Here is a 26,574-nt window from a genome sequence, read left to right as displayed (position 1 = left end):
TGCCTTGCTTCCACGGCGTCACCCAGAGAGTCAGGCCGCAATTGCGAAGTCCGTCCTCTTCTGAGCGACAAGCATGTCTGGGGTCTGGACACCGTTTGTCGTGCCCCCCTGCCATGAAGCAACCGAGGGGGACGCACCGAGGAAACTTCCACGCGACCAAACGGGCCCGCTCTCGGCCCGACCGTCGTCGACCGTCACGGAGTGCTCGATGAGCGCCCCGACCGCGGCCGCATACTGACGGATGCTCGAGAGGCGAGGGTCTCCGTCGAAGCGCTCGAACTTCGACACTGCCTGCTGGGAGACGCCGAGCAGGTCCGCCACGTCCTTCTGCCTGAGCCCCGCAACGTCACGCACCTCGACGAGGGCAGCGATCAGTGCGTAGTCGTTCTCGGCAAGCTTTCTGGCACGCCGGTACTCCGCACCTTGGCGTACGCGGTCGACGATCTCGCTGAGCTTGGGCATGGTCACACTATAGGGCGACAACCTGGAGGTTGTGTAGGGGTACGCCACACGCCCCAGGTGGACGGTTCGCCATCGTGGTAGCGCGCGACAGCCTTGTCGATCTCGACCTGCTGTTGCGCGTCGGCGCTGTCGTCACCGCGCCCGGAGTCCACCTTGATGTGCAGATGCAAGCGGACGAGGTGGTCCGGAAGGAGCCGAGGCTCGGCGTGGTACTGACGGATCTTCTTCGAGAGCAAAGTCCACTTGAGCTCGTAAATGTCTGGATCGGACCTGATCGCGTCGAGGTCGCCAGGAAGCCTCGCGTCGTCAGGGATCACGACCTCGCCCCGGCTCGCTCGGGCCTCGAGCGTGTCCATCATCGCGATGACGTCACGACGCGCGAAGGGCTTGAGAGTGCTCAGCCACTCGGCGAAGTGCTCGACGGCGTCGTCATCCTCATCGACGTAGTCGTGCCAGTCCATCGGCGGCTGGCGCGGGTGGACGCAGCGAGACTGGCCCGGCGAGCGCTGGCCTTGGCCGCTGGAGGTCATTTCAGCATCGTAACTGTCCGCTCCGACATCTCCGCGGCACCTGTGGGATTGAAACGTCGAAGTCCTCCTCCGCCAACGCGAATGCGCGCGAGCAGTTCCGACCAAGCGGGCGAGAGAGGATGCTCCGTCACACTGCCGGGCAGAGGCGGGCACTCGAGGGAGTACCCGCCCCACCCGTCAGCGGAGGCCTGAGAGCGTCAGGGCGCGGTTCATCTCTCGGGTCTGCTGCCGAGCCATCTCCGTCGGGTCGTAGCTGTAGAACGTGTTCCCCGATCCGAGCGAGACGGTCGGTGCCACGGTCCTGCTGTTGTCGACGGTGGACGTCGAGTAGTGCGCGGGCATGGGCGAGAGGGTGCGCGGGTCGATGCTCTCGAATGCGCTGAGCCGCTTGCCCGCCTCCTCCCAGATCGCAATGTTCCGAGCTTCCTGGCCAGGCTTGCCCGAGATGTACGCCTCCCAGCGCGTCTCCGGCTCGGCGAACTTGTGGATCGATTCAGTGCGTCCGGCGTAGATGCCGGGCGCGAACCCTCCGTTCGCGAATGCCAGCGCGTTCGTCGCCCTTGCCGTCGCCGACATGACGTAGTCGAACATGTTGCCGTTGGCGGACGTGGCGACGATTCCGCCGGCGCCGCCGGGTCCACGCGCGACGCGCTCACCCAGCGCCTCGTTCACAGTGATCGTGATCGACCGCCCGTTGTTCGTGCGGACGAAGTTGTCAACGTTCCGCTGGGCGGTTGCAGTCTCCGCGATCACCTTCCAGTCGGTCTCGGAGGGGATCGCCGCGATGTTGTCCGCGATGGCCTGCGCGGCCTCCGCGTTTCCGGTGAGGGCGAGTGCGCGGTCATAAACGGCCTGGCGACTGTTCTCGAGCGCGGTCCGATACTCGTCGGTCCGCCCGGTCGCGTCGAACTGTGCCTTAGCCGCCGCCTGGCCGTTCTTCGCGACCTCGAGCAGCATCCCGTAGTTGTCGCGCCCGGCCTGGGTGTTCGTGTCCAGTCCGAGCGAGTAGCCCTCCACGCCGTCACGCGCCTTCTGGATCTGCGCATCGACGTCGGAGAGGGACTGCTGATAGGCGATGTTCTGCGAAACGGCATCCTGGTTCACGCCGTTCGCCTTGTTCACCGCGTCCAACAGCTCCGTCATGCGGCTGACGAGCTGGTCGACGCTATCGGCCTCCGTGATGTAGGCCTCAGCTGCGGTGGTCGCGGACTCCGCGCTGCCGTCCGATGCCTCGGTGAGCCCTTCGTTCGCTGCCTTCGCGTTCCGGTAGCCCTCAACCGACTTGTCGAGAGACTTCTCGACGTCGCCGATCGCAGCCGAGGCGTTGCCGGCGGCGATACCCGTGCCGTCGAAGAAGCTGAATAGGGTGTTCTCCGCGGAGAGCTTCGACTGCACCTCCTCGAGAGCGGACCCGCCTTCGAGGATGGCGTCAGTGAGTTCCTTCTGCGAGATGCCCGCCGCACGGGCCGCGTCACCGTAGGCGCCCTTCTGCTGCAGAATGCCGACGACCATCGCGCGGGTGCTGTCCGTGAACGCGCCCGTCTGCTGGTCAAGTGTGCCCGTCAGCGCTTCGGCGTTCGCGGACACATCTGCGTAGTGCTGCCCGACGATCGCGAGGCCTGCCGAGACGGCGGTGATCGCTCCTCCCACGAGAGCGATGCCGCGGCCGAGCTTGCCTGCGCTGACGTTCAGATCGGCCATCGCGACCTTCATAGCTGCGATCTTCGGGACTGCGATCAGGGCTGCGCCTCCCGCGAGGCCCGTCGCCGCAGCTACCGCGGTGAGAGTGAATGCGGTGCCCTGAATCGGTGCGGGCAGATCGTTGAAGCCGTTGATCAGGCCCGTCGCCGTCTGAGTGAGCGCCCGCAGCGTGCCATTCGCCGTCGAGCCGGACTTGATGAGAGCCGTCTCGAGGGACCCGCCGAGAGCGTCGACGTCCCCCTTCAGGTTGTCCATCGCGAGGCGCGCCTGCTCCGCTGCGAACCCGCTGTCATCCACTGCAGCAGTCCAGTCCGCGACGCCTTCAGCGCCCGACTGGTAGAGAAGCCTGACCGGTCGCAGACCGACAAGCGCGGCTTCAGGACTAAGCGCGATGCCGTGTTATTCCTGGCATCCGTCGAGGTGTCGAAAGCTCGAGGCGAGTACGTCGACCCGACCATGAGCAGAATCAGCATCGGCGAGCTCGGGGCCGGGTGGCTCGCGTCACGCACGCACCTGAAGCCATCATCGCTGCGACCTGTCGAAGATCGCATGGCGCCTCTACGTGGAGCCGCGATGGGGCCGTACTCCAGCCCACGCCGTGCAGCACTCGGAGGTGCAGAGCTGGGTATCCGCGATGACCACCGGCGACGAGAAGGCTGGCACGACGAGCAAGAGTGCGACGACCGTTCTGCGCGCCTACGGCGTCCTCGCTGCGATCCTCGATGCGGCAGTCAAGGACCGCCGCATCCTCTCTAACCCGGCGCGAGGTATCGACCTGCCACGGAAGACCGGGAAGCGGCGCGTCTACCTCTCTCACCAGCAGGTGCACACCCTTGCTGAGGCCGCCGGCAAGAACGGCACCTTGGTGGAGTTCCTCGCCTACACCGGCCTGCGCTGGGGAGAGGCCACTGGGCTTCGCGTGGGCGACGTGGACCGCAAGCGCCGACGAGTGCAGGTGCGTGAGAACGCGGTGAGTGTTGGCGGTCGAATCATCGTCGGCACACCAAAGTCGCACGAGGCCAGGTCGGTGCCGTTCCCGCCCTTCCTAGACGAGCCGATGCGCTCGCTGACGGAGGGACGCGACCCGACGAGCATCCTCTTCGGGGACGGTGTCAGCTATGTCAGGACGCCCGATGGGCGCCGCGGCTGGTTCGTTTCGGGGCTCCGAAAGATCCAGACCGCTGATCCGCACTTCCCCACGATCACGCTGCACGGACTCAGACACACCGCCGCGTCTCTGGCGATCTCTTCCGGGGCCAACGTGAAGGCTGTGCAGCGGATGCTCGGGCACGCGTCGGCAGCGATGACGCTCGACACCTACGCTGACCTGTTCGACGACGACCTGGACGCCGTGGCCGTCGCAATGGACCACGCCCGGTCGCGCGCGGTTGTGGGCAAATAGTGGGCAAGAGCTACTCAAGGCAAAGCGAAAGGCCCCCTACTTCCGCAGTATGACTGCGATGTAGGGGGCCGTCTCGTTGGCGGTACCGGTGGGATTTGAACCCACGGTGGACGCAAGCCCACACATGTTTTCGAGACATGCTCCTTCGGCCGCTCGGACACGGTACCGGGGTCGAGTGTACGCGACGGCCGGAAGTCGCGCCAATCGAGCGGACCGGCCGCCGTCAGGCGGGGAGGAGGAAGCCGAGCACACGGTCCCACTCCGGAATCGCGAGCAGGTGGCCGCGGCCGGGCACGACCTCGAGGCGGGAGTCGGGCAGCCGTGCGGCGTACCACTCGGCATGGCGGCGGCCGGCGACCGCGTCCTCGGCGCCGTAGAGGAGGAGCGCGGGCGGCTCGGCGGACTCGACGGCGAAGCCCCACTCCTGCACGCCGTAGCCGATGAGATCAGCGGCCATGCCGAGGGCGCCCTGGGCGGCAGCGCACTCGAGCATGCGCGAGAGGCGCTCGCGGACTCCGGGGGTCTCGAGCACCGCGGTGTCAGCGTCGCCGGAGCCGAGCATCCCGAGCAGGGCGTCCGGGGCGGGGGTCGGGCCGAAGGCGCCCTCGAGCGTGCGGGTGAGCGAGCGGACGGCCTCGTCGAGCGGGAGGTCGGCCAGGCGGGCGAGCTCGGCGCGGTTCTCGTCGCCGACCCACGGCACGGCGTCGTCGGGAGCGGGCGTGCCGATCACGGCGACTCGCTCCACGAGGCCGGGGTAATTCGCGGCGAGCGCGAGGGCCACGCGGCCTCCCGCCGACCAGCCGGCGGCGCTGACGGAGGCGATGCCGACGGTCGCGAGGTACTCGGCGAGGTCGGCGGCGGCCTGCTCGGGGCTGGCGCCGACGCCCGCTCCGGCGGGGTCGAGGTCGGTCAGGAGGGAGGAGGCGCCGTAGCCCGGGCGGTCGAACGAGAGCAGGCGCACCCCGTGGCGCGCGGTCGCCTCCGGGTCGGGGTCGAAGTCCGAGGAGCCGGGAGCGGGATGCGCCAGGACGACGACCCGCTCGGCGCCCTCGGGGCCGGACCAGCTGACTCCGAGCGGGCGGCCGGACTTGAGGACGTGCACTGTCGAGGGCATGTCCCCCAGTCTCCCGCAGACGTCCGACGCCGACGGAGCGGCGCTCGGGGCGGCGTCGTCTTCCGAGGCGCGATCCTCCGCCTCCGCCCCTCCGCGACGACGCTCCTCCACAGACGGCTTCCACGAGACCTCTCCCCCGGCCTGGCGCGCCCCGCTCCCGGCGTCGGTGGTCGACGGTACTGTCGAAGACACGTTCGAATGAGCGGCGGTGTCGGGGGTCCCCCGTAGCGTCGCGCTCGTCCCCCTCCTCCGCCCCGAAAGGACCTCATGGCCTCCTCGAAGACGCGCACCGCCCCGTACCGCTGCTCGGAGTGCGGATGGACGACCGCGAAGTGGGTAGGCCGCTGCGGCGAGTGCCAGCAGTGGGGCTCCGTGATCGAGAGCACCGAGCGCACCGGCCTCGTCCGTGCGGTCGCCGCTGTGGCTCCGGCCGCCGGCCGCATCGCGCGGCCCATCACCGAGATCGAGACCACGTCGGCGGCGCACCGCCCCACCGGCGTGGGCGAGCTCGACCGCGTGCTCGGCGGCGGGATCGTCTCCGGCGCGGTCGTGCTGCTCTCGGGAGAGCCCGGCGTGGGCAAGTCGACCCTCCTGCTCGAGGTCGCGAGCCGCGCCGCGGCCGAGGGCCAGCGGGTCCTCTACGTCAGCGCGGAGGAGTCGGCCGCGCAGGTGCGCATGCGGGCCGAGCGCACCGGCGCGATGCACGACAGCCTCTTCCTCGCGGCCGAGACCGACCTCGCCACCGTGCTCGGCCAGATCGACGAGGTCCGGCCGGACCTGCTCATCGTCGACTCGGTGCAGACGGTCGCGAGCGACACCGTCGACGGCCTGCCCGGCGGTCCCAGCCAGGTCCGCGAGGTCGCCGCGACCCTCATCCGCGTCTGCAAGGAGCGGGCGCTCCCCCTCGTGCTCGTCGGACACGTCACGAAGGACGGCTCCATCGCGGGGCCGCGCCTGCTCGAGCACCTGGTCGACGTGGTCTGCCACTTCGAGGGCGACCGGCAGACGGCGCTGCGCTTCGTCCGCTCGCTCAAGAACCGCTTCGGCCCGACGGACGAGGTCGGCTGCTTCGAGATGACCGCCGAGGGCATCGCCGAGATCCCCGACCCGAGCGGTCTGTTCCTCAGCCGCACCCGCTTCCCCACCCCGGGCATCTGCGTCACGGTCGCGATGGAGGGACGCCGCGCGCTCCCCGTCGAGATCCAGGCGCTCGTGATCGCGAACGACGGCGAGCACCCGCGCCGCGTCACGAACGGAGTCGACGCGTCCCGGGTCGCGATGATCCTCGCGGTCCTCGAGCGGCAGGCGGGCATCCCCCTGCGGCGCTGCGACGTCTACGTGTCGACCGTCGGCGGCGTGAAGCTCATGGAGCCGGCGGCGGACCTGGCGATCGCGGTCGCCATCGCCTCCGCCCACGCCTACACGCCGCTGCGGCCCGGGATCGCCGCGTTCGGCGAGATCAGCCTCTCGGGAGACATCCGGCCCGCCTCAGGAGCGAAGCAGCGCGCCTCCGAAGCGACACGACTCGGGCACTCCTCGCACCTCGACTCCAGCGCCTTCACCCTCTCGAGCGCGATCACCCACGCGCTCGTCCCCGTTCCCGAGCGCATCCGTCCGGAGCGGGTTCCTACGCACTGACGGCCGCGTCCCCGGCACGCTGCACAGGCACCCGTCCACCGCTCGGAGCCGCGGGTGCCCCCGACCACCGCATCGTCGAGCATCGACACCGGAGGCGAACACCGGCTCCGTGGGCACTTCCCGACGGCTCCCCGCGACCACCGCACGCGTCCGATCCGCCGCGGCCGCCCGTCGCAGCCTGCCCCTAGACGCCGCCCCCGCCGCCGCGTGGAAGCCGTTCGGTCCGGAGTACCAGACCGGCTCCTCGCCGGTGCGCTCGTAGGCCGACGCGAGCTCCGCCGACCACTCCTTCTCGAGACCGAAGAGCACGGCCCACGGCAGCAGGCGCTCCGTCACCTCGACCACCTCGACCGGTCCGACCGTGCGCCGATCCGCCCCGCGGGGCGACTGCAGCATCGCGATCCGGTCGGCCTCGGCCAGGCGGATGTACAGCTCGAGCCCGCGCAGATGGTCGCGCAGCTCCGCGCCCGCGGCCGTCAGCGGCACCCTCGAGACCAGGATCGTCCCGACGACGGCCGCGACGATCGCGACCAGCATCAGCACGAGCGGGAGCGCTCCGCCGAAGGAGCGGGTCATCAGGAGGATCGCGCCCAGGAAGGCGGCCATGACACCCAGCAGCAGCGGGACGATCACGAGCACGCTGCCGCCGATCGTCCCGGCCTTCTTCAGTCCCGCCTCGGTCACCCGGTTGCCCAGCGCGGTCTGGAACTGTCCGACGGCCTTGCCGAACTCCTTGTCCTTGCCGGAGAGCTCACGCACCGTCCCCGGCACCCGGCCGAGGGCGATGTCGAGGAACTCGCGGTCGTCGGAGGCGAGGGGCCGCGGGCGTCCCGCGCGTCGCGTCGGCGTCGTCGCGGGGTCGAGCACCCGCACGGCGTACTCCTGCTTCCGCCCCTCCCCCGTCTCCTCGATGCGCACGAGACCGCGGACGGCGGCGTCCAGGAGTCCGGCCGCGGGGGCCTTCGACGTCTTCCGCAGCAGCGCGGCGGAGAGGAACAGCCCCTCCGCGGGCGGGTCGTACTCGGCGACGACGGTCGGGCGGCCGGGAGCGTCGCGGAGCACGGTCCGGCGGCGGTGCACGGCGAGCGCGAGGCCGATCAGGACCGCGGCGAGGCCGCCCAGCTGCACCCAGGACCAGCCGGAGGCGAGGTAGCGGTCGTCGCGCGGCGTGAAGGTCCCGGGAGCGAAGCCGATCGCCACGGTCACGTTCTCCCCCGGAGCCAGCGACTCCCCCGATGCCGTGACGACCGCGCCGTCGCGGCCGATCGGACAGGGCGTCGTCGAGCCCTCCGGCCCCCGGTAGCAGCTGACGGTCCCCGTCGCGGCGGAGGCCAGCGAACCGGCGAGCTCGACGCGCACGTCGTAGCGGTCGAAGGACTGGCGCCAGCCCGTGCCGTTGACGTCCCAGTAGAACTCGTCCTCGCCGCTGCGCGTGCCGGATCCAGGCAGGGTCGTGTTGTGCTGCGTGTAGGTGAAGACATAGGTCTGGCTGCCGCTGACGAACTCGTCCGCTGCGCTGGTGACCAGGAGGAAGCCGTCCCCGCGCTCGGTGCCGACCGGCCGCGCCGCCCCGTCGCCGTCGGTGACGGACACCAGGTCGACGTCGGTCGGGTGCCCCTCGTAGTCGAGCGGGATCGCGCGCTGCATGCCGCGGTTCTGCGACGGCGGGAACTCGGCGACGAAGGTCTCGACGGTGGTCAGCGTAGAGCGGCCCTCCTCGTCGCGGTCGAGGCGGAAGTCGGCCGAGTACTCCGAGAACCGGAAGCCGTCCACATCCGCGCGCACGACACCCGCGACGGGCTGCGGAGCCGCGACAGGGTGCGGAGCCGCCACGGCCTGCGCCGCCGCTCCGCCGACCAGCAGCGGGACCGCGAGGGCCACGGCCGCCGCGCGCCGCGCGACCACCCCCGCCCGGCCGGTCGAGGCGGACAGGATCGCGCCGAGCAGCCCCCACATGCCTGCGATGCTACGCGCCGACGCACGCCCGGCACGTCCCCCGGGCGGACTACTGGAGCAGGAACTGCGTGGGCGAGCCCGAGGGGATGCCGGCGACCGACACCGACAGGTTGTAGGCGGCGCCGCCCGCCTCGACCGCCTCGCGTCCGCCGGAGCAGGTGTCGGCGGAGGAGCGGGTGCGGTCCCACGTCAGCGCGCTGCCCATCACCGAGCGGCCCGCCTGGAGGAGCACCGGCAGATCGGCCGCGCCGGTCTGGCAGTCGGTCGAGGTCCAGATCTGCTGGGAGCCGCTCGTGATCGTGAAGACCTGCTTGCTCGTGCCCGCGTCGATCACGCAGTCGGTGCTCGAGATGTTGGCCAGCGAGAGCGAGAGCTGCGGATCCTCGCCGGGCGCGTAGCTCGTGGCGTCCGTGACCGCGGTGACGGCGACGGAGTCGGCCGTGCAGGCGGGTGCGGCGCCGGGCGTCGCACCGGGCGAGGTGGTCGGGTAGAGCGTCGGCAGCACGACGGTCGGCGTGGGGCTCGACGCGGCGTCGGAGCCGGTCATCCGCGGGAGCAGCGACAGCACCACTGCCAGGCCCGCGACGATGACGACCAGCGCGAGCAGCACTCCGGCGCGGCGTCGCCGGTAGACCCGGGAGGGCAGGCGGCGGGGCGGCGGAGTCACCGGGACAGGCTACGACGTGGCGGCGGTCAGAGCGTCTTCAGCATGCGGGTGTTGCCGAGCGTGTTCGGCTTCACCCGGGCGAGGTCGAGGAACTCGGCGACTCCCTCGTCGGGAGAGCGGAGCAGCTCGGCGTAGACCTCGGGGTCGACGACCTTCTCGCCGATCGGCTCGAAGCCGTGGCGGGCGAAGAAGTCGACCTCGAAGGTGAGGCAGAACAGGCGCTTCAGGCCGAGCTCGCGCGCGTCGTTCTCGAGGCGCTCCAGGATGTGGTGGCCCACACCCCTCCCGAGCCAGTCCTGCGCGACCGCGAGGGTGCGCACCTCCGCGATGTCGTCCCACATCACATGCAGCGCACCGCAGCCGATCGCCGTCCCGTGCCCGTCCTCGGCGATGCGGAACTCCTGCACGGCGCCGTAGAGCACCACGCGGTCCTTGCCCAGGAGGATGCGCTCGTTCACGAGCGGCTCGCTGAGCTCCTGGATGAAGGGGACATCGCTCGTGCGCGCGCGGCGCACCGGGTACTTCCAATCGGCCATTCGACAAGCCTAGGCCGCACCGGGCGCGGGATCCTGCGAGCAGGCGCCCACCCCCGGACGACGACGTGCCCGCCCCCTCGCGAGAGGGGACGGGCACGGGGTCGTTCGGCAGCCTGCTACGACATCAGGTCGGGCGTCGCCGGGCCGGCCGTGGCCGCTCCGGTGGACGCGCCGGCGCTGATCGAGATCAGGCGCGGGGTCGTGGTGAAGACGAACCTGTTGTCGGCGAAGTCCACGTGGATGTGGTCTCCGGCGCCGAGCTCTCCGTGCAGGATCCGCTCGGACAGCTGGTCCTCGATCTCGCGCTGGATCGCCCGGCGCAGGGGGCGCGCACCGAGGGCCGGGTCGAATCCGACCTCGATCAGGCGCTCCTTGGCCGGCTGCGTCAGCTCCACCGTCATGTCGCGGTCGAGCAGGCGGTCGCCCAGGCGCTTGATGAAGAGGTCGACGATCTGGAGCAGCTCGGGCTTCGACAGCTGCGGGAAGACGATGACGTCGTCCACGCGGTTGAGGAACTCGGGCTTGAAGTGCTTCTTGAGCTCCTCGTTGACCTTGCCGCGCATGCGGTCGTAGCCGGTGGCGTTGTCGCCCTCGATCTGGAACCCGACGGGACCACCGGCGATGTCACGAGCACCGAGGTTGGTGGTCATGATGATGACGGTGTTCTTGAAGTCGACGACACGGCCCTGGCCGTCGGTCAGTCGACCCTCCTCCAGGATCTGGAGGAGCGAGTTGAAGATGTCCGGGTGCGCCTTCTCGATCTCGTCGAAGAGGACCACGCTGAACGGCTTGCGGCGCACCTTCTCGGTGAGCTGGCCGCCCTCCTCGAAGCCGACGAACCCGGGAGGGGCGCCGAACAGCCGCGAGACGGTGTGCTTCTCGCCGTACTCCGACATGTCGAGCGAGATCATCGCGTTCTCGTCGTCGAAGAGGAACTCGGCGAGCGCCTTGGCCAGCTCGGTCTTCCCGACGCCCGTGGGGCCGGCGAAGATGAACGAGCCCGAGGGGCGCTTGGGGTCCTTGAGGCCCGCGCGGGTGCGGCGGATCGTCCGCGAGAGGGCCGCGATGGCCTCCTCCTGGCCGATGACGCGCTGGTGCAGGGCCTTCTCCATGAAGACGAGCCGCGAGGACTCCTCCTCGGTGAGCTTGAAGACCGGGATGCCCGTCGCCTGGGCGAGGACCTCGGCGATCAGGCCCTCGTCGACCACGCCGGTGGCCTTGACGTCGCCCGACTTCCACTGCTTCTCGAGGCGCAGGCGCTCACCGAGCAGCTGCTTCTCCTCGTCGCGCAGCGACGCGGCCTTCTCGAAGTCCTGGTCCTCGATCGCGGCCTCCTTGGCGGAGCGGACCACGGCGATGCGGTCGTCGAAGTCGCGCAGCTCCGGCGGCGCCGAGAGGATCGAGAGGCGCAGGCGTGCGCCGGCCTCGTCGATCAGGTCGATCGCCTTGTCGGGGAGGAAGCGGTCGCTGATGTAGCGGTCGGCCAGATTGGCCGCCGAGACGATCGCGCCGTCGGTGATGGACACCTTGTGGTGCGCCTCGTAGCGGTCGCGCAGCCCCTTGAGGATGTTGATCGTGTGGGGCAGCGACGGCTCCGCGACCTGGATCGGCTGGAAGCGGCGCTCGAGAGCGGCGTCCTTCTCGAAGTGCTTGCGGTACTCGTCGAGCGTGGTCGCGCCGATGGTCTGCAGCTCGCCGCGGGCGAGCAGCGGCTTGAGGATCGAGGCGGCGTCGATCGCGCCCTCAGCGGCCCCTGCGCCGACGAGGGTGTGGATCTCGTCGATGAAGGTGATGATGTCGCCGCGGGTGCGGATCTCCTTCGTGACCTTCTTCAGGCGCTCCTCGAAGTCACCGCGGTAGCGGGACCCGGCGATGAGTGAGCCGAGGTCGAGCGTGTAGAGCTGCTTGTCCTTCAGCGTCTCGGGCACGTCGCCGCGCACGATCGCCTGGGCGAGGCCCTCGACGACGGCGGTCTTGCCGACGCCGGGCTCGCCGATCAGGACGGGGTTGTTCTTGGAGCGGCGGGAGAGGATCTGCATGACCCGCTCGATCTCCTTCTCGCGCCCGATGACCGGGTCGAGCTTGTTGTCGCGCGCCGCCTGGGTGAGGTTGCGTCCGAACTGGTCGAGGATCTGCGATCCCCCCTGAGGCTGCTGCTGCTCACCGCCCACGGCGACCTGCTCCTTGCCCTGGTAGCCGGAGAGCAGCTGGATGACCTGCTGGCGCACGCGGTTCAGGTCAGCACCGAGCTTGACGAGCACCTGAGCGGCGACGCCCTCGCCCTCGCGGATGAGGCCGAGCAGGATGTGCTCGGTCCCGATGTAGTTGTGGCCGAGCTGCAGCGCTTCGCGCAGGGACAGCTCGAGGACCTTCTTCGCCCGAGGCGTGAAGGGGATGTGGCCGGTCGGCTGCTGCTGCCCCTGGCCGATGATGTCCTGCACCTGCTCGCGCACAGCGTCGAGCGAGATCCCGAGGGACTCGAGCGCCTTGGCGGCCACTCCCTCGCCCTCGTGGATCAGGCCGAGCAGGATGTGCTCCGTGCCGATGTAGTTGTGATTGAGCATCTTGGCCTCTTCCTGGGCCAGGACGACGACGCGCCGCGCGCGATCGGTGAATCTCTCGAACATGCTGTCACTCCCTACAGAACCCGCAGGGGTGGGCTCCGATACGTCGACTGTAACCAGCGCTCCCCCCGGTGAGCAGGCCTGTTCGCCCTGGGCGTGCACGCGATCCGGAGGGGTGCGGGCGGCGGTCCCGTCCGCCGGTCCATGCGAAGGCATACACTTTCCGCATGAGCAACCTGGAGGAGCATCCCGACGAGCTCCCCGTCGCCGCGGAGCCGGTCCCTCGCGAGCCCGGCGCGGTCGAGATCCTGGAGGCACGGCTCGTCCCGCTCGGCGGTCCGCGTGCGATCGAGGTGCGCCGCACCCTCCCCCAGCGCTCGCGCTCGACGATCGGCGCATGGTGCTTCGCCGACCACTACGGCCCGGTGCGGCTCGGCGAGGAGGCCGGGATGGACGTCCCGCCGCACCCGCACACCGGCCTGCAGACCGTGAGCTGGCTCTTCGAGGGCGAGATCGAGCACCGCGACAGCGTCGGCAGCCTCGCCGTGGTGCGCCCGGGCGAGCTCAACCTGATGACGGCCGGACGCGGCATCTCGCACTCGGAGGTCTCGACCGGGGGCGCGCCCGTCCTGCACGGGGTGCAGCTCTGGGTCGCGCTGCCCGAGGAGGCGCGGCTCGTCGATCCGTTCTTCGAGCACCACCGCGGCGTGCCCGTGGAGCTGCCCGGCGCGCTGGTGCGCGTCTTCGTCGGAGGGATGCTGGGCGCGTCGGTGCCCGCGAGCACCTTCACTCCGCTGGTCGCCGCCCAGATCGACCTCGAGCCGGGTGCCCGGGTCGAGGTGCCGGTCGAGGAGTCGTGGGAGTACGGCGTGCTCGTCGACGCCGGCCCCGTGGCGGTCGAGGGCGCGGACGTCCCGCGCTCGGACCTCGCCTACCTGGCGCCCGGCCGCTCGCACCTGGTGCTGACGGCCGGGGACGCGGGCGCCCGCGTGGTGCTGCTCGGCGGCGAGCCGTTCGCCGAGGAGCTGGTGATGTGGTGGAACTTCGTCGGCCGCAGCCACGACGACGTGGCGGCCGCCCGCGAGCGCTGGCAGTCCGACGTGATCGCCGGGGCGGATCCCGCTGGACCGTTCGGCACCGTCGACGGGTACGGCGGACGCGCGCTCTCCGCGCCCGTGCTGCCGACCGTGCGCCTCAAGCCGCGCCGCCGGGCCTGAGCCGAGGACGTCAGGCCGAGGCGCTCCGAGGCGGGGCCCACGACTCGGGAGCGCGGGAGTCGCGATGATCCTGCTCGACCACCCCGACTCCCGCGCTCTCACCGGTGCGTCAGGACGCGTCCAACTCCTTCTTCGCGGCGGCCTTCGCCGCGGCCTCGCGATCGGTGGCCTCGGCCGTCTCGCGGAAGGCTCGGCGCGGATCCTGCAGCGCGCTCATCGGCGAGAGGTCGCGCGGAGTGACGGCGTCGACGAGCCAGCCCGTGATGATCCGCCACTTGCGGTCCAGGGTCGGCATCGCCGCTCCGTGGTAGGCGCGGTGCGCGAGCCAGGCGGGGAGGCCGCGCAGCTTCACGCCCTTGATCAGGCCCGCGCCCTTGCCGATGCCGTACTCGGCGACGGTCCCGACGGAGGCGTGGCGGTACTCCTCCACGGTGCCTCCGGTGAGGTCGGCGATGATGTTGCGCGCCAGGAGCTTGGCCTGCCGAACGGCGTTCTGCGCGTTCGGCGGGTAGTACGCGGGCTGCTTCTCGCTGGTGAGGTCCGGCACCTGCGCGCCGTCGCCGGCCGCCCAGGCGCCGCCCACCGGCTCGCCGTCCTCGCGGATGACCCGCAGGCGTGCATCCGCCATGACGTGGCCCTTCGGCCCGCGGGGCGCGTCGGTCGCGTCGAGGATCGGGTTCGGCTTCACGCCGGCGGTCCACACGATCGTGGCCGTCGGGATGCGCTCGCCGGAGGAGAGCTCCACGACGCCGTCCTCGCAGGAGGGCATCGTCGTCTTCAGGTGCACGTGCACGCCGCGCGAGCGGAGGTGGTCGAGCGTCCACTTCGAGAGCTCGGGACCGACCTCGGGGGCGACCCGGTCCAGTGCCTCGACGAGGTGCCAGGTGACGTCGCCCATCGAGAGCGAGGGCTGCGCGGCGAGCGTCTTGCGGCTGAGGTCGAGCAGCTCGCTCAGCGCCTCGACGCCGGTGTAGCCGCCGCCGACGAAGACGAAGGTGAGCAGGCGCCGACGCTCGGCGGGATCGGTGGTGAGCGCCGCCTTCGCGATGTTCTCGATGACGCGGTCGCGCAGGTGCGCCGCCTCCTCCACCGTCTTGAAGCCGATGCCGTGCTCGGCGAGACCCGGCGTGGGGAAGGTGCGGGTGACGGCTCCGAGTGCGAAGACGACCTGGTCGAACTCGATCGTGCGGGTGGAGCCGTCCATCGCGGCGACGGTGGCGCTGCGCTCGGCGAGGCTCACGCCGGTGATCGCGCCGCGGATCACGCGGGTGCGCTTGAGCGCGGAGACCAGCGGCACCGTGACGTGGCGCGGCTGGACGTGGCCGCCGGCGACCTCGGGCAGCAGCGGCTGGTAGGTCATGTAGGGGTTCGGCTCGACGACGGTGACGTCGATCGGCGCCTCCCCCCGTCTCTTCTCGAGGCCCCAGGCCGTGTACAGGCCGACGTAGCCGCCGCCGAGGATGAGGATGCGCGTCGTACGGGATGCCGTCATGTCCGTTCCCTTCTCGAACCCGGCGCCGGGCAGGCGGAACCGGATGGTGCTGAGGACGCTCCGACGCTACGCGGGGCGCGGCGGCCCGCACAGGGACTTGCGCGACGAATCGGTCCCACGCATCCTCCGCCGGCGGGCGGACGGGAGCCGCGCTACTGCAGCGCCGAGGTGAGCCGCGCCAGGTTGTCGAGCAGGGTCGAGCGGAGCGGCTGCTGCCGCCACTCGCGGAGGGTCAGCTCGCGGGAGTGCTCGCGGTAGTCCTGCTGCACCTGGCGCAGGTCCTCGACGAACTCCGAGCCGCGCACCATGAGCGAGACCTCGAGGTTGAGCGTGAAGGAGCGCATGTCCATGTTGCTCGAGCCGATCACGGCGACGTCGTCGTCGATCGTGAAGTGCTTCGCGTGCAGGATGGTCGGCTTGCGGTACATCCAGATGCGCACGCCCGCGGTCAGCAGCGTCTCGTAGTACGAGCGCTGGGCGTGGTAGACCACGGCCTGGTCGCCGATCTCGGAGACGAAGAGCTCCACGTGCACGCCCCGCCGGGTCGCCGTCGTGATCGCGTAGAGCATCGCCTCGTCGGGCACGAAGTACGGGCTGGTGATGATGATCGACTTCTGCGCCGAGTAGAGCAGCGTCAGGAACAGCCGCAAGTTGTTCTCGCCCTCGAACCCCGGGCCGCTCGGCACCACCTGGCAGTCGATCGTGTCGCGCTGCTGCAGCGCCTCCATCGGCTCCGACTCCCGCAGGAGCAGCTCGTCGGTCTCGCTGTACCAGTCGGTGATGAAGATGGCGTTGATGCCCTGCACCACCGGCCCCTCGAGGCGCACCATCAGGTCGTGCCAGTGCAGGCCGCGACGGATGTTGCCGCGCTTGTTGTAGCTGGAGTCGACGACGTTCTGCGAGCCCATGAAGGCCGCGTTGCCGTCGACGATCAGCAGCTTGCGGTGGTTGCGCAGGTCCGGCCGCTGGTACTGGCCGCGCCACGGCCGCACAGGGAGCATGTACGACCACGAGGCGCCCGCCCGCTCGAGGGCACGCAGCCGGCGATGGGTGCCGCTGTAGTAGCCGGGCACGCGGATCGACGCGATGTGGTCGAGGAGGATCCGCACCCGCACCCCGCGCGCCACCGCGCGGTCGAGCGCGTCGAAGAAGGGCGCGGTGGTCGAGTCGGCGGCGAGGATGTAGAACTCGCAGTGCACGTACCGGCGGGCGCGGTCGATCTCGGCGGCCATCGCGCGGATGGTCTGCTCGTAGTCGCCCTGGAGGCGCGCGTCGTTCCCGCCGACCAGCGGCATCGCGCCGAGGTTGCGGTTGAGGGTGACCACCGACTCCAGCCACTGCGGCCACGGGTGCTCCCGGGCGACGCGGTCGATGCCGTCGGTCGACTCCAGGATGAACCGGTTGATCTCCTGCTGCTTCCGGCGGCGCTTGCGCGGCAGCCGGTAGCTCCCGATGAAGAGGAACAGCAGGATGCCGACGTACGGGATGAGGAAGATCGCCATCAGCCAGGCGAGGCCGGTGGTCGGACGGCGGTTCCGCGGCACGACGATGACGGCGATCACGCGGACCGCGAGCTCGACGACGACGGCCGCGATCGGGAGGATCACGGCCCAGTCGGGTGCGGGCACCGCGCCTCCTCGTTCGTCGTGCGGAGCCGCTCAGCGGGCGCGGGAGGCACCCGCGCGGCGGCGGTGGTCAGGAGGCGTCGCGGGGAGGCAGGCCGCGGCGCTCGCGCTCGCGGGCCTCGATGCGGTCGTACGCTCGGCGCTCGTTGCGGTCCGAGCGGATGAGGGCGCGCATCAGGAACCAGAAGATGGCTCCGACCGTGATCGTCGGCACGAGGGCCCACAGCCCCTGGTTCCACAGCTCCCAGTCCATGCGGCGATCCTACCCGCGGCACCGGCGCGGGAGCCGTGAGCCCGGAGGCCCGTGCGCCCAGCGGCCTTCGCGGGCGCTGGGCGCTACTGGCTCTCGACCGACTTGTTCAGCGCCGCGGCATCGGAGTTGAGGCCTTCCAGCTCCGAGCGCAGGCCGTCGTACACGGCGATGTCCGCGTCGATGGCGGCGCGGGTGGCGTCTACGGCCTGGCTGCGGGCGAGCAGATCGGCGCGCTCCGTCTCGAACTCGGCCGTCGATCCGAAGTCGCCGCTGTCGGCGCGCGAGTTGAAGTCGTCGATCTCGACGTTGAGCGCGTCGTACTCGGCGTTGTTCGCGTCGACCCGCGCCGTGAGGTCGGCGTACATCGTCTCGATCCGGGAGACCAGGTCCTCGATGCGGTTCTCGAGATCGGTGAAGACCGCCTCGTAGCGGGCGTTCAGGCCCACGACGACCGAGCGGTCGTCGAAGAACTCGGCGTAGTGCGCCTCGAGCGCCGGCGGCAGGTCGGCCACCTCGGTCCCCAGGATCGAGTGCAGCTCGTTGACGCGCTCGCCGAGGCCGCCGGTGCGGTACAGCTCGAGGCGCTCGGCGATCGTGCCGTCCTGCGGGAGGGTCTCGTACGCGGCCTCGAGCTCGTCGCCCAGCTCGGCCTGCTCCTCCGCGTCGAGCCGCACCCACGCGGCGTGCAGCATCTCGTGGGCCGCCGTGACGTCGCGGATCCCGTCGAGGTCGGGGTTGGCGACGTCCGAGATGTAGATGCTGGTGCCGGTGTAGCAGCCGAGGACGATGTCGTCGGAGGCGCCGTAGCCGCAGAGGTCGTTGAAGCCGGCGGTCGGCTCGACCGACGGGCTCGACGCGTAGTAGAGGGCGCGGCCGCGGTCGGACATGGCGGTCCGCTCCGCGAAGCCGGCGATCGTGGGGTCGGGCGTGAACGCCTCGGCCGCCCGCCGGTCGGCCAGCGCGGTGCCGACGTCGCCGGAGGAGGTGAGGACACTCGCGGCGACCGCGGTCCCCACTCCGAACTGCGCGATCGTGAGGACGCCCGCCGCGACGGCCGCGACGATGCTCGATGCCCTGACCATGTCTCCCCCTCGGCTCCTGCGACCCTACTTGACGAGCGGGAAGAGGATCGTCTCGCGGATCCCGAGGCCGGTGATCGCCATCAGGAGGCGGTCGATGCCCATGCCCATGCCGCCGGTGGGGGGCATGCCGTGCTCGAGGGCGCGGAGGAAGTCCTCGTCCAGGCGCATCGCCTCGTCGTCGCCGGCGGCGGCCTGGCGCGCCTGCTCGACGAAGCGCTCGCGCTGCACGACCGGGTCGATCAGCTCGGAGTAGCCGGTGGCCAGCTCGAAGCCGCGGACGTAGAGGTCCCACTTCTCGACGACGCCCGGGATGCTGCGGTGCGCGCGCACGAGCGGCGAGGTGTCGACGGGGAAGTCCATCACGAAGGTCGGACGCGTCAGGCCGCCCTTCACGAAGTGCTCCCACAGCTCCTCGACGTACTTGCCGTGCGTGGGGACATGCACCTCGACGCCCTCGCGCGCGGCGAGGGTCTCGAGCTCGGCGAGCTCCGTCTCCGGGGTGATCGCGATGCCGGCCGCGAGCGACAGGCTCTCGTACATCGAGATGCGGTCCCACCGGCCGCCGAGGTCGAACTCGGTGCCGTCGGCCCAGGTGACCACGTGCGAGCCCGCGACGGCCTGCGCCGCGTTCTGGATCAGCTCCTGGGTGAGGTCGGCGATCGAGTTGTAGTCGCCGTACGCCTGATAGGCCTCGAGCATCGCGAACTCGGGCGAGTGCGTGGAGTCCGCGCCCTCGTTGCGGAAGTTGCGGTTGATCTCGAAGACCCGGTCGATGCCGCCGACGACCGCCCGCTTGAGGTAGAGCTCGGGCGCGATGCGCAGGTACAGCTCGGTGTCGAAGGCGTTCGAGTGCGTGGCGAAGGGGCGGGCGGAGGCGCCGCCGTGCATCACCTGCAGCATCGGGGTCTCGACCTCGAGGAACTCGTGCGAGGCGAAGGTGTCGCGGAGGGAGGCGTTCACGCGGGCGCGGGTGACGACCGTCTCGCGGGCCTGGGGGCGCACGATCAGGTCGAGGTAGCGCTGGCGCATCCGGGTCTCGTCGCCGAGCTCGTTGTGCAGGTTCGGCAGCGGCAGGATCGCCTTCGCGGCGATCGTCCACTCCGACACCCACACGCTCAGCTCGCCGCGCTTGCTCGAGACGACCTCGCCCTCGACGAAGAGGTGGTCGCCCAGGTCGACGAGCTCCTTCCACGCCGCGAGCGACTCCTCGCCCACGTCGCCGAGCGAGACCATGGCCTGGATCCGCTCACCGTCGCCGGCCTGCAGGGTCGCGAAGCAGAGCTTGCCCGTGTTGCGCTGGAACACCACGCGGCCCGCGAGGCCGACGCGCTCGCCGGTCTTCACGTCCGGCTCGATGCCCTCGTGGCGCGCCCGGACGGCCGCGATGGTGTCGGTGACTCCGACCGCGACGGGGTAGGCGCCGGCGCCGAGGTCGTCGCCCGCGAGCTCGAGCAGGCGCTCGCGCTTGGCGAGGCGGACGGCCTTCTGCTCGGAGGCCTCCTGCTGCGCGGCCCGCTCGGCGGCGGCCTGCTCGGCGGCGGACTGCTCGGCGGCGGGGGTCGTGGACTCGGGGACGTCGGGGGTGTCGGCCATGAGGGGTCGCGGTGCTTTCGGTTCGGGGCGGACGGCCGCGATCAGGCGAGCAGGATCGGGGCGTTGTCGAGGAGGCGGGTGGTGCCGACGATCGCGGCGACGAGCACGAGTGCCGGGCCGCGGTGGTCGGCGTCGACCGGGAGGAGCGTCGCGGGATCCACGACGACGAGGTAGTCCAGCTTAACGAGCGGCTCGGCGTGCGCGACGGCCTCGGCGGCCTCGATCGCCGCGGCGGCACCGCGGTCCGCGGCTTCCGCGGCGGCCGCGAGGAGGCGCGGCAGCACGAGGCCCGCGCGGCGCTGCTCCTCGTCGAGGTAGCGGTTGCGGCTGGAGCGGGCGAGCCCGTCCTCCTCCCGCACGATGCCGACGCCCTCGATCTCCACGGGCAGGTCGAGGTCGCGGACCATGCGGCGCACGAGGAACAGCTGCTGCGCGTCCTTCTGCCCGAAGACCGCGATGCCCGGTTGGGCGATGCTCAGGAGCTTGGCGACGACGGTGAGCATCCCGTCGAAGTGCCCCGGCCGCGCCCGCCCCTCGTAGAGGCCGCCGACCTCCCCCGCGACGACCCGCGTCGAGGACGGCCCGTCGGGGTACATCTCGGCGACTCCCGGAGCGAAGAGGAGGTCGGCCCCGGCCGCGTCGAGCAGGGCGGTGTCGCCCTCGAGGTCGCGCGGGTAGCGGTCCAGGTCCTCGGACGGGCCGAACTGCAGCGGATTCACGAACACCGACACGACGACGACGTCGGCCAGCTCGCGAGCCCGCTCGACGAGGGCGAGGTGCCCGGCGTGCAGGGCGCCCATCGTCGGCACGAGCGCGATGCGCCGACCGGCCCGCCGCGCCTCCTGCAGCCGCTCGCGGAGGTCGCCGATGCGGTGGACGGTGCTGATCACCCGACGATGCTACCGGCGGTCCCGCGGCCGCCCGGGCCCTCGGCACCGAGACGCCGTGCTCCTCCGCGAGGCACCGCCTCCCGAGCGGCGTCCCACCCGGGAGCGGCGTCTCGAGCGGCGCGCCCGTCAGCCCGCCGCGCGGCGCAGGGCGTCGTCGACGGAGGAGCGGACGAGGCTGGAGAGGAAGAAGCCCGGCTTCTCGACGCCGATGCCTGACAGCAGTCCCGCCGCCTGGTCGACGATCGCGGTCGAGAAGGTCGTGGCGGTCGAGACCGCCTCCGCGTAGGCGGCGCGGTCCGACTCCGCCACGGTGACCGGCTCCCCGCCCATCTCGACCACCAGCGCCTGCGCGATCGGCAGCACCGGGCCCGGTGCCGACACGGCGAAGTAGGTCTCGGCGAGGCGCGCCAGGTCGAGGCTGGTGCCGCTGAAGGCCATCGCCGGGTGGACTGCCAGGGGGATGACCCCGGAGGCGAGCGCCGGAGCGAGCACCCCGTAGCCGTGCTCAGGCGCCGTGTGCAGCACCAGCTGGCCGGGCTGCCACGCTCCGGTCGCGGCGAGCCCCGCGACCAGGGCGGCGATCTCGCTCCCGGGGACGGCGACGATCACCAGCTCGCTGCGCTCGACGAGCTCGGGGATCGCGAGCACGGGGACTCCGGGGAGCAGCGCGTCGGCGCGCTCGCGGCCGCTCTCGCTGGTGGTGGCGATACCGATCACGGCGTGGCCGGCCCCGGCGAGCGCGGCACCGAGCACCGGGCCCACGCGTCCGGCACCGATCACGCCGACGCCCAGGCGTCCGTCGCGGCGGTTCTCAGGCATGCGGTTCCCCCTCCGGAGCGGGCCAGTCGGGCAGGGCGGGTGCGGCCGCGCGCCGCCCCCACTGGTGGCTCGCGTCGCGGTCGGCGGCCCGCACTCCGGCCGTCGCGAGGCTCTCGAAGAAGGCGAGTCCGTCGGCCGCGCTCATCACCGGCACGAGCGGAGTGACGGGGCCGGCCACCGTGTGCACGCGCGCCGAGGCCAGCCCGAGCAGGCGCTGGAGCGGTCCCTGCTGGACCCCGACGCTCTGCATCCGCGCCAGGGGCACCACGGCGACCCGCCGCCAGACCGCTCCGCTGCGCAGGATCGCGACCTCGTCCGTCAGCCGGTACCCGGACCTCCGGAACGAGAAGGGGCGGAGCCACACCGCCGAGCGCGGCGCCCGGGTGAAGCCGGCCGCGTCGCGGTGCCGGAGCGCGTCGCCGACGGGCGTCGACTCCGCTCCCTCGGCCGGTCCGGGCAGCAGGAGGGCGAGGACGCGCTCGACCGCGGCGAGGTCGCCCACGGGCAGGATCGTGGTGTTCGGCTCGCCGTTCGCCCCGCGGGAGGCCGCGTGGCCGGCGCGGTCGATCCGCACCTGCCACCAGCCGAAGGGGCGCCAGAGCAGCGGCTGCGTGATCTCGACGGCGTGGATCCGGCCGGGCGGGATCGTGTCGCTGCTGGTCGAGAGCACGCCGTAGCCGACCCGCACGCCGTCGGGCGTCGCGGCGATCGAGTACCGGAGCGAGCGCACGAACTGGCGGACGTAGTAGCTGCCCGAGCCGATCAGGCCCGGCAGGATCGCGAAGAGCACGTAGGGCGAGCCGTAGACGGCGACGAACACCACGGCGACGACCGAGGCGGCCAGGAACAGCGTGAAGCCGCTGAAGACGAGCGAGCCGAGGAGTCGGCCCGGCGGGATCGAGACGACCGACTCGGGCGGCGTCTCGTCCTGAGGCTCACCGAACTCCTCCAGCCGGCGCGCCAGGAACCCGCCCGCCGGAGCCGCACCGTCGACCGTCGCCTCCCGCTCGCGCACCCCGGACGCGAGCCGCAGGATGTCGCGGCGCAGGGCGTCAACCAAGCGCGACCCGAGGTACGACAGCTGGACGTTCGCGTCCTGCCCGGCCACGCTCACCTCGAGCTTCGCGGCTCCGAACAACCGGGCGAACAGCGGACGCTGCACCGCGATGCCCTGGATGCGGTCCAGCCGCGCCCGCCGGTTGGTCCGGAAGAGCACGCCGGAGCGCACCTCGACGACCTCGTCGGTGATGCGGAAGGTGTGCATCCGCCAGGACAGCCAGAACGCGAAGACGGCGACCGCCAGGCCCACCGCGACCGCCAGCAGCGCCCAGCCGACGAGGCCGCGGCGCAGCAGCTCATCGACCGGATCGCCGCTCTCGAAGCCCTCCGGCCCGGGCAGGAACAGCTCGACCAGGCGCTCGCGGAGGTTCGTGATCACGATGCCGAGGACGACCAGCAGGCCGATCCCGCCCTTGAGGACCGGGGTCGCGGGATGGAGGCGGTGCCACTCCCCGTCGGCGAGGTCCGTCTCGACGGCGCGGAGCTCGGTCACAGGCCGGCCCGGCGCGACTCGGCGAGCTCGACCAGGCGGTCGCGGAGCTCCTCCGCGTCCTGCTCGGCCAGGCCCGGGATGCTGACGCCGGTCGCCGCGGCGGCGGTGACGAAGCGGAGGTCGGCGAGGCCGAGCGCCCGGGCGAGCGGCCCGCGGTTGACGTCGATGAGCTGCATCCGCCCGTACGGCACCGACACGAAGCGCTGGAACATGATGCCGCGGCGGAAGAGGAGGTCGTCCTGGCGCAGGAGGTAGCCGTAGGCGCGCGCACGGCGCGGGGCCACGATCAGGAGGGTCACCGCGAGGGCGGCCGCGGCGGCCAGCGGGATCCAGCCCCACGGCAGGCCGATCAGCATCAGCACCACGGGCACGGCGAGCAGCAGCACGCTCGACACGACGGCCGACACGATCTCGACCGCGACGTACCGGGGCGAGACGCGGCGCCACTCCCCCGTGATGTCGAGGCGGTCCCGCCGGCGTCCCCTCGCGTCGCGGCGGGTCGTCGGCGACGCGTCCTCGGGCTCGGCGGGCATGGCGTCGTCCTCACTGCCCGCGGCGGTCCGGGCGTCGGCGTCAGGCGTGGTTCACCTCGCCGACGGCGGTGTCGTCGTCGTCGCTCGGCGGGATGGTGCACAGGTGCTCGGCGACCAGGCCGGCCACCAGCAGGACGAGCGCACCCACGATGGTCGCGACGTCCTGCCACACGGAGCCTAGCGAAGGGATCGCACGGCTCAGCAGGTACACCAGGATGCCGCCGGAGGCTCCGAGCAGCAGAGCACCGACGTGGCTGGACGCCTTCGCCAGCACCACGACGCGCATCGCCCGGAACGGATCGATGGGCCGGTGCAGCGTGCCCTTCGTGGCACGGTGGATCGGGACGGCGAAGCCGAGCACGAGGGCCGCGACCACGATCAGGGTCAGCGGAACCGTCAGCGGCGGGATGAGCACGGGGCGGCCGGCGGCGGCGATCGCGAGGTCGAGGAGGAACCCCGCGACGGCCCCGGCGAGGCCGAGTCCGAGCAGGGTGCTGATGCGGGTGCGCCTCACGGGGTCCTGCTCTCGGGGTCGGCGGTGCTGCCGCGGGCGCAGTCGCGCCCCGGCCAGGTCAACCCGGCCGGGTGGTCGGTCACGCGGTCGGTCGCCCGTGCGCGCAGCTCTGCCACGGGTCCGGCTCCGGGAAGGACCGCCGCCGGCTCGACGTCGAGCCACGGCTCGAGCACGAACGCCCGCTCGGCCGCCCGCGGGTGCGGGAGGGTCAGGTGCGCGTCGTCGCGGAGCACGCCGCCGACCGCGATCACGTCGATGTCGAGGGTCCGGTCGCCCCAGCGCTCCTCGCCCTCGCCGCGGATCCGGCCGCCTGCCGATTCGATCGCCGCCGTCGCCGCGAGAAGGTCGTCGGGCTCGAGGACGGTCGAGCCGGTCACGACCGCGTTGAGGTATCCGGGCGCGTCCTCGTCGACGCCCTCGGGCTTCCACGCGGGCGACTCGACGACCTTGGACACCGCCTCGATGCGCAGGCCCGGCGTGGTGGCGAGGGCCCGCAGCGCCTCCTCGAGGTGCGCCAGGCGGTCGCCGAGGTTGCTGCCGAGCGCGAGCACGATGTGGCGCACCGGGCGGACGCGCTCCTGCCGCGGCCTCACGAGCGGGTCCTCGTGATCTGCACGGCGACGTCCTCGAACGGCAGCGGGATCGGCGCGTCCGGCTTGTGGACGGTGATGCGGACGACGTCGGCGGCGGCGAAGCCCAGGGCGACCCGGGCGAGGCGCTCGGCCAGGGTCTCGATGAGGTCGACCGGGTCGCGGGTCACCGCGTCGGCCAGGGCGATCGCGAGCTCGCCGTAGTGCACCGTCTCGGCCAGCGCGTCGCCCTCGGCCGCCGGCGCGGTGTCGAGCCAGACCGTCGCGTCGATCACGAAGTCCTGTCCGTTCTCGCGCTCGAAGTCGAAGACGCCGTGGTGCGCGCGCACGCGCAGCCCGGTGAGGGTGATGGAGTCGCGCACGGCGAGGGCGGCGGGGTCGATCGCGGTCACGGGGTCTCCTCCTGGAGTCGGGCGGCGAGGGCCAGGGCACGGGCGGACGAGCGGACGTCGTGGACCCGGACGCCCCAGGCGCCGTGCTCGGCGACGATGAGGCTCAGCATGGCGGAGACCTCGTCGCGCTCGGCGGCCGGGGCGCCGGCGGGGGCGAACGGAGCGAGGAACCGCTTGCGCGAGTGGCCGACCAGGACCGGGAAGCCCAGCGAGACGATCGCGTCGAGCCCGGCCAGCAGCGCCCAGTCGTGCGCGCCGACCTTCGCGAAGCCGAGGCCCGGGTCGAGCAGGAGGCGGTCGTCCCGGATCCCGGCCTTACGGGCGGCGTCGACGCGGCGCTCGAGCTCGCCGCGGACGTCCGCCACCACGTCGCCGTAGGACGCGAGAGCGGTCATGCCCGCGCTGTGCCCGCGCCAGTGCATCGCGATGTAGACGGCGCCGCGCTCGGCGACGAGCGGGAGCATCCGCGGATCGGCGAGGCCGCCGGAGACGTCGTTGACGACGACGGCGCCCGCGTCCAGAGCGGCCTCCGCTGTGGCGGCGCTCATCGTGTCGATGCTGACGCGCACCCCCTCCGCGGCGAGGGCGCGGACGACGGGCAGCACGCGGCCCTGCTCGGCGGCGGAGTCGACGCGCGCCGCACCGGGACGGGTGCTCTCGCCGCCGACGTCGACCAGGTCCGCGCCGAACGTGGCGGGTCCGTCCCCGGCGGGCCGGGTCAGGTCGAGGCCGTGGCGGACGGCGTCGTCGACGGACAGCCAGCGTCCGCCGTCGCTGAACGAGTCCGGAGTGACGTTGAGGATCCCGAGGAGCGCGGCGCGGCCGGTCGGCGTGAGGTCGGCGACGGTGGTGGCCACGTCACTCCCCCCGCGCGGCGCCGATCAGCGCGATGATCTCGGCGCGGGCGGCCGGGTCGGCGAGGGAGCCGCGGGCGGCGACCGTCACGGTCGAGCTCGCGGTCTGGCGCGGCCCGCGCATCCGCACGCAGCCGTGCTCGGCGTCGACCACGACGAGCACTCCCTCGGGAGCGAGGCCCTGCTCGAGCGCGTCGGCGATCTGCTCGGTCATCCGCTCCTGGATCTGCGGTCGCGACGCGACCGTCTCGACCACGCGCGGCAGCCGGCCGAGGCCGACGACCCGCTCGCGCGGCCGGTAGGCGATGTGCGCGACGCCGAGGAACGGCAGGAGGTGGTGCTCGCAGACGGAGCGGAAGGCGAGGTCGCGCACGATCACCGTCTGGTCGAGCGGCGACTCCTGGCCGCCCTCGACCACCGCGAACGTCTCGGTCAGCTGGGCTGCGGCGTCGTCGTCGAACCCGCCGAAGAACTCCTCGTACGCCTCGGCGAACCGCCGCGGCGTGTCGAGAAGTCCCTCGCGGCCCGGGTCGTCCCCGATGGCCGCGAGGATCTCGGCGACGGCCGCCTCGATGCGCGCCTTGTCGACGGGCACGCG

General features: G+C 71.9%; 24 protein-coding genes, 1 tRNA gene and 1 pseudogene. 3 read left to right on the top strand and 23 right to left on the bottom strand.

The window, feature by feature from the left end; genetic code table 11:
* Positions 1 to 30: 30 nt before the first annotated feature.
* From C5C71_RS06425 to C5C71_RS06415, 3 genes are all read right to left on the bottom strand, one after another.
* The gene (locus tag C5C71_RS06425) at positions 31 to 462 is read right to left on the bottom strand and encodes a helix-turn-helix domain-containing protein (RefSeq protein ID WP_146084433.1); all 432 of its coding nucleotides are present in this window, start codon (positions 460 to 462) and stop codon (positions 31 to 33) included.
* Positions 463 to 464: 2 nt separating this feature from the next.
* Positions 465 to 992 (bottom strand): hypothetical protein, encoded by a 528-nt coding sequence (locus C5C71_RS06420; RefSeq protein WP_104337344.1) that lies wholly within the window; start codon positions 990 to 992, stop codon positions 465 to 467.
* 177 nt (positions 993 to 1,169) lie between these two features.
* Positions 1,170 to 2,990: a phage tail tape measure protein gene (locus C5C71_RS06415; RefSeq protein ID WP_104337343.1), complete on the bottom strand. Its 1,821-nt coding sequence runs from the start codon at positions 2,988 to 2,990 to the stop codon at positions 1,170 to 1,172.
* Between the two features lie 337 nt (positions 2,991 to 3,327).
* Between C5C71_RS06415 and C5C71_RS06410 the strand changes: the two genes are divergently transcribed.
* On the top strand, positions 3,328 to 4,095 hold the full coding sequence (locus tag C5C71_RS06410) for a site-specific integrase (RefSeq protein ID WP_146084432.1): 768 nt from the start codon (positions 3,328 to 3,330) through the stop codon (positions 4,093 to 4,095).
* Between the two features lie 77 nt (positions 4,096 to 4,172).
* On the opposite strand, the gene C5C71_RS06405 is transcribed toward C5C71_RS06410, so the two are convergent.
* Both C5C71_RS06405 and C5C71_RS06400 read right to left on the bottom strand, forming a co-directional pair.
* Positions 4,173 to 4,262 (bottom strand) — tRNA-Ser (locus C5C71_RS06405).
* Positions 4,263 to 4,318: 56 nt separating this feature from the next.
* A complete protein-coding gene (locus tag C5C71_RS06400) occupies positions 4,319 to 5,209 on the bottom strand; it encodes an alpha/beta fold hydrolase (RefSeq protein ID WP_104337341.1) in 891 nt (296 codons plus the stop codon).
* A gap of 267 nt (positions 5,210 to 5,476) precedes the next feature.
* Here C5C71_RS06400 and radA point away from each other — a divergent pair, with 267 nt between their 5' ends.
* The gene (gene radA, locus C5C71_RS06395) at positions 5,477 to 6,847 is read left to right on the top strand and encodes a DNA repair protein RadA (protein ID WP_104224086.1); all 1,371 of its coding nucleotides are present in this window, start codon (positions 5,477 to 5,479) and stop codon (positions 6,845 to 6,847) included.
* Between the two features lie 282 nt (positions 6,848 to 7,129).
* Here the strand turns inward: radA and C5C71_RS17895 are convergent.
* The 4 genes and pseudogenes from C5C71_RS17895 to C5C71_RS06375 all read right to left on the bottom strand — a co-directional run.
* Positions 7,130 to 8,803 (bottom strand): annotated as a pseudogene (locus C5C71_RS17895) (DUF2207 domain-containing protein); the annotation flags it as partial.
* Between the two features lie 49 nt (positions 8,804 to 8,852).
* Positions 8,853 to 9,470, bottom strand: a complete 618-nt coding sequence (locus C5C71_RS06385; protein WP_104337339.1) for a hypothetical protein — start codon at positions 9,468 to 9,470, stop codon at positions 8,853 to 8,855.
* Positions 9,471 to 9,496: 26 nt separating this feature from the next.
* A complete protein-coding gene (locus C5C71_RS06380) occupies positions 9,497 to 10,006 on the bottom strand; it encodes an amino-acid N-acetyltransferase (RefSeq protein ID WP_104224089.1) in 510 nt (169 codons plus the stop codon).
* 116 nt (positions 10,007 to 10,122) lie between these two features.
* A complete protein-coding gene (locus tag C5C71_RS06375; protein WP_104234294.1) occupies positions 10,123 to 12,633 on the bottom strand; it encodes an ATP-dependent Clp protease ATP-binding subunit in 2,511 nt (836 codons plus the stop codon).
* Positions 12,634 to 12,797: 164 nt separating this feature from the next.
* On the opposite strand from C5C71_RS06375, the gene C5C71_RS06370 reads away from it, so the two are divergent.
* On the top strand, positions 12,798 to 13,787 hold the full coding sequence (locus C5C71_RS06370) for a pirin family protein (RefSeq protein ID WP_104333291.1): 990 nt from the start codon (positions 12,798 to 12,800) through the stop codon (positions 13,785 to 13,787).
* A gap of 109 nt (positions 13,788 to 13,896) precedes the next feature.
* On the opposite strand, the gene C5C71_RS06365 is transcribed toward C5C71_RS06370, so the two are convergent.
* The 14 genes from C5C71_RS06365 to folE all read right to left on the bottom strand — a co-directional run bounded on the left by C5C71_RS06365 (position 13,897) and on the right by folE (position 26,571).
* Positions 13,897 to 15,279: an NAD(P)/FAD-dependent oxidoreductase gene (locus C5C71_RS06365; protein ID WP_104337338.1), complete on the bottom strand. Its 1,383-nt coding sequence runs from the start codon at positions 15,277 to 15,279 to the stop codon at positions 13,897 to 13,899.
* A gap of 152 nt (positions 15,280 to 15,431) precedes the next feature.
* On the bottom strand, positions 15,432 to 16,907 hold the full coding sequence (cls, locus tag C5C71_RS06360; RefSeq protein WP_104333289.1) for a cardiolipin synthase: 1,476 nt from the start codon (positions 16,905 to 16,907) through the stop codon (positions 15,432 to 15,434).
* A 67-nt stretch (positions 16,908 to 16,974) separates the two neighbouring features.
* Complete coding sequence (locus C5C71_RS06355) at positions 16,975 to 17,157, bottom strand: hypothetical protein (RefSeq protein ID WP_104337337.1); 183 nt, start codon at positions 17,155 to 17,157, stop codon at positions 16,975 to 16,977.
* An 83-nt stretch (positions 17,158 to 17,240) separates the two neighbouring features.
* On the bottom strand, positions 17,241 to 18,239 hold the full coding sequence (locus tag C5C71_RS06350; protein ID WP_104255539.1) for a hypothetical protein: 999 nt from the start codon (positions 18,237 to 18,239) through the stop codon (positions 17,241 to 17,243).
* Between the two features lie 24 nt (positions 18,240 to 18,263).
* Complete coding sequence (lysS, locus tag C5C71_RS06345) at positions 18,264 to 19,832, bottom strand: lysine--tRNA ligase (RefSeq protein WP_104333288.1); 1,569 nt, start codon at positions 19,830 to 19,832, stop codon at positions 18,264 to 18,266.
* 41 nt (positions 19,833 to 19,873) lie between these two features.
* On the bottom strand, positions 19,874 to 20,722 hold the full coding sequence (gene panC / locus C5C71_RS06340; RefSeq protein ID WP_104333287.1) for a pantoate--beta-alanine ligase: 849 nt from the start codon (positions 20,720 to 20,722) through the stop codon (positions 19,874 to 19,876).
* Between the two features lie 126 nt (positions 20,723 to 20,848).
* Entirely contained in the window at positions 20,849 to 21,541 is a 693-nt protein-coding gene (locus tag C5C71_RS06335; protein WP_104337336.1) for a Rossmann-like and DUF2520 domain-containing protein, read from the bottom strand.
* Entirely contained in the window at positions 21,534 to 23,093 is a 1,560-nt protein-coding gene (locus C5C71_RS06330; RefSeq protein WP_104337335.1) for a PH domain-containing protein, read from the bottom strand. Before C5C71_RS06330 ends, C5C71_RS06335 begins: the two co-directional genes overlap by 8 nt.
* On the bottom strand, positions 23,090 to 23,626 hold the full coding sequence (locus tag C5C71_RS06325; protein ID WP_104234302.1) for a PH domain-containing protein: 537 nt from the start codon (positions 23,624 to 23,626) through the stop codon (positions 23,090 to 23,092). The genes C5C71_RS06330 and C5C71_RS06325 overlap by 4 nt, the downstream gene beginning before the upstream one ends.
* 40 nt (positions 23,627 to 23,666) lie before the next feature.
* Positions 23,667 to 24,140, bottom strand: coding sequence for a DUF3180 domain-containing protein (locus tag C5C71_RS06320; RefSeq protein ID WP_104248065.1), 474 nt, complete (start codon positions 24,138 to 24,140; stop codon positions 23,667 to 23,669).
* Positions 24,137 to 24,733 (bottom strand): 2-amino-4-hydroxy-6-hydroxymethyldihydropteridine diphosphokinase, encoded by a 597-nt coding sequence (folK, locus tag C5C71_RS06315; RefSeq protein WP_104337334.1) that lies wholly within the window; start codon positions 24,731 to 24,733, stop codon positions 24,137 to 24,139. Before folK ends, C5C71_RS06320 begins: the two co-directional genes overlap by 4 nt.
* Complete coding sequence (folB, locus tag C5C71_RS06310; RefSeq protein ID WP_104347803.1) at positions 24,730 to 25,122, bottom strand: dihydroneopterin aldolase; 393 nt, start codon at positions 25,120 to 25,122, stop codon at positions 24,730 to 24,732. Before folB ends, folK begins: the two co-directional genes overlap by 4 nt.
* Positions 25,119 to 25,979, bottom strand: coding sequence for a dihydropteroate synthase (folP, locus tag C5C71_RS06305; protein WP_104337333.1), 861 nt, complete (start codon positions 25,977 to 25,979; stop codon positions 25,119 to 25,121). Before folP ends, folB begins: the two co-directional genes overlap by 4 nt.
* A 1-nt stretch (position 25,980) precedes the next feature.
* Positions 25,981 to 26,571 carry a GTP cyclohydrolase I FolE gene (gene folE, locus C5C71_RS06300; protein ID WP_104224103.1) on the bottom strand — a complete coding sequence of 197 codons (591 nt, stop codon included), beginning with the start codon at positions 26,569 to 26,571 and terminating at the stop codon, positions 25,981 to 25,983.
* Between the last annotated feature and the right edge of the window lie 3 nt (positions 26,572 to 26,574).

It is taken from the genome of Rathayibacter sp. AY1C1 (genome assembly GCF_002932105.1).
Lineage (GTDB): Bacteria > Actinomycetota > Actinomycetes > Actinomycetales > Microbacteriaceae > Rathayibacter.
Note: the sequence above shows the minus strand (reverse complement) of the source record. Positions and strands in the feature narration are given on the sequence as shown.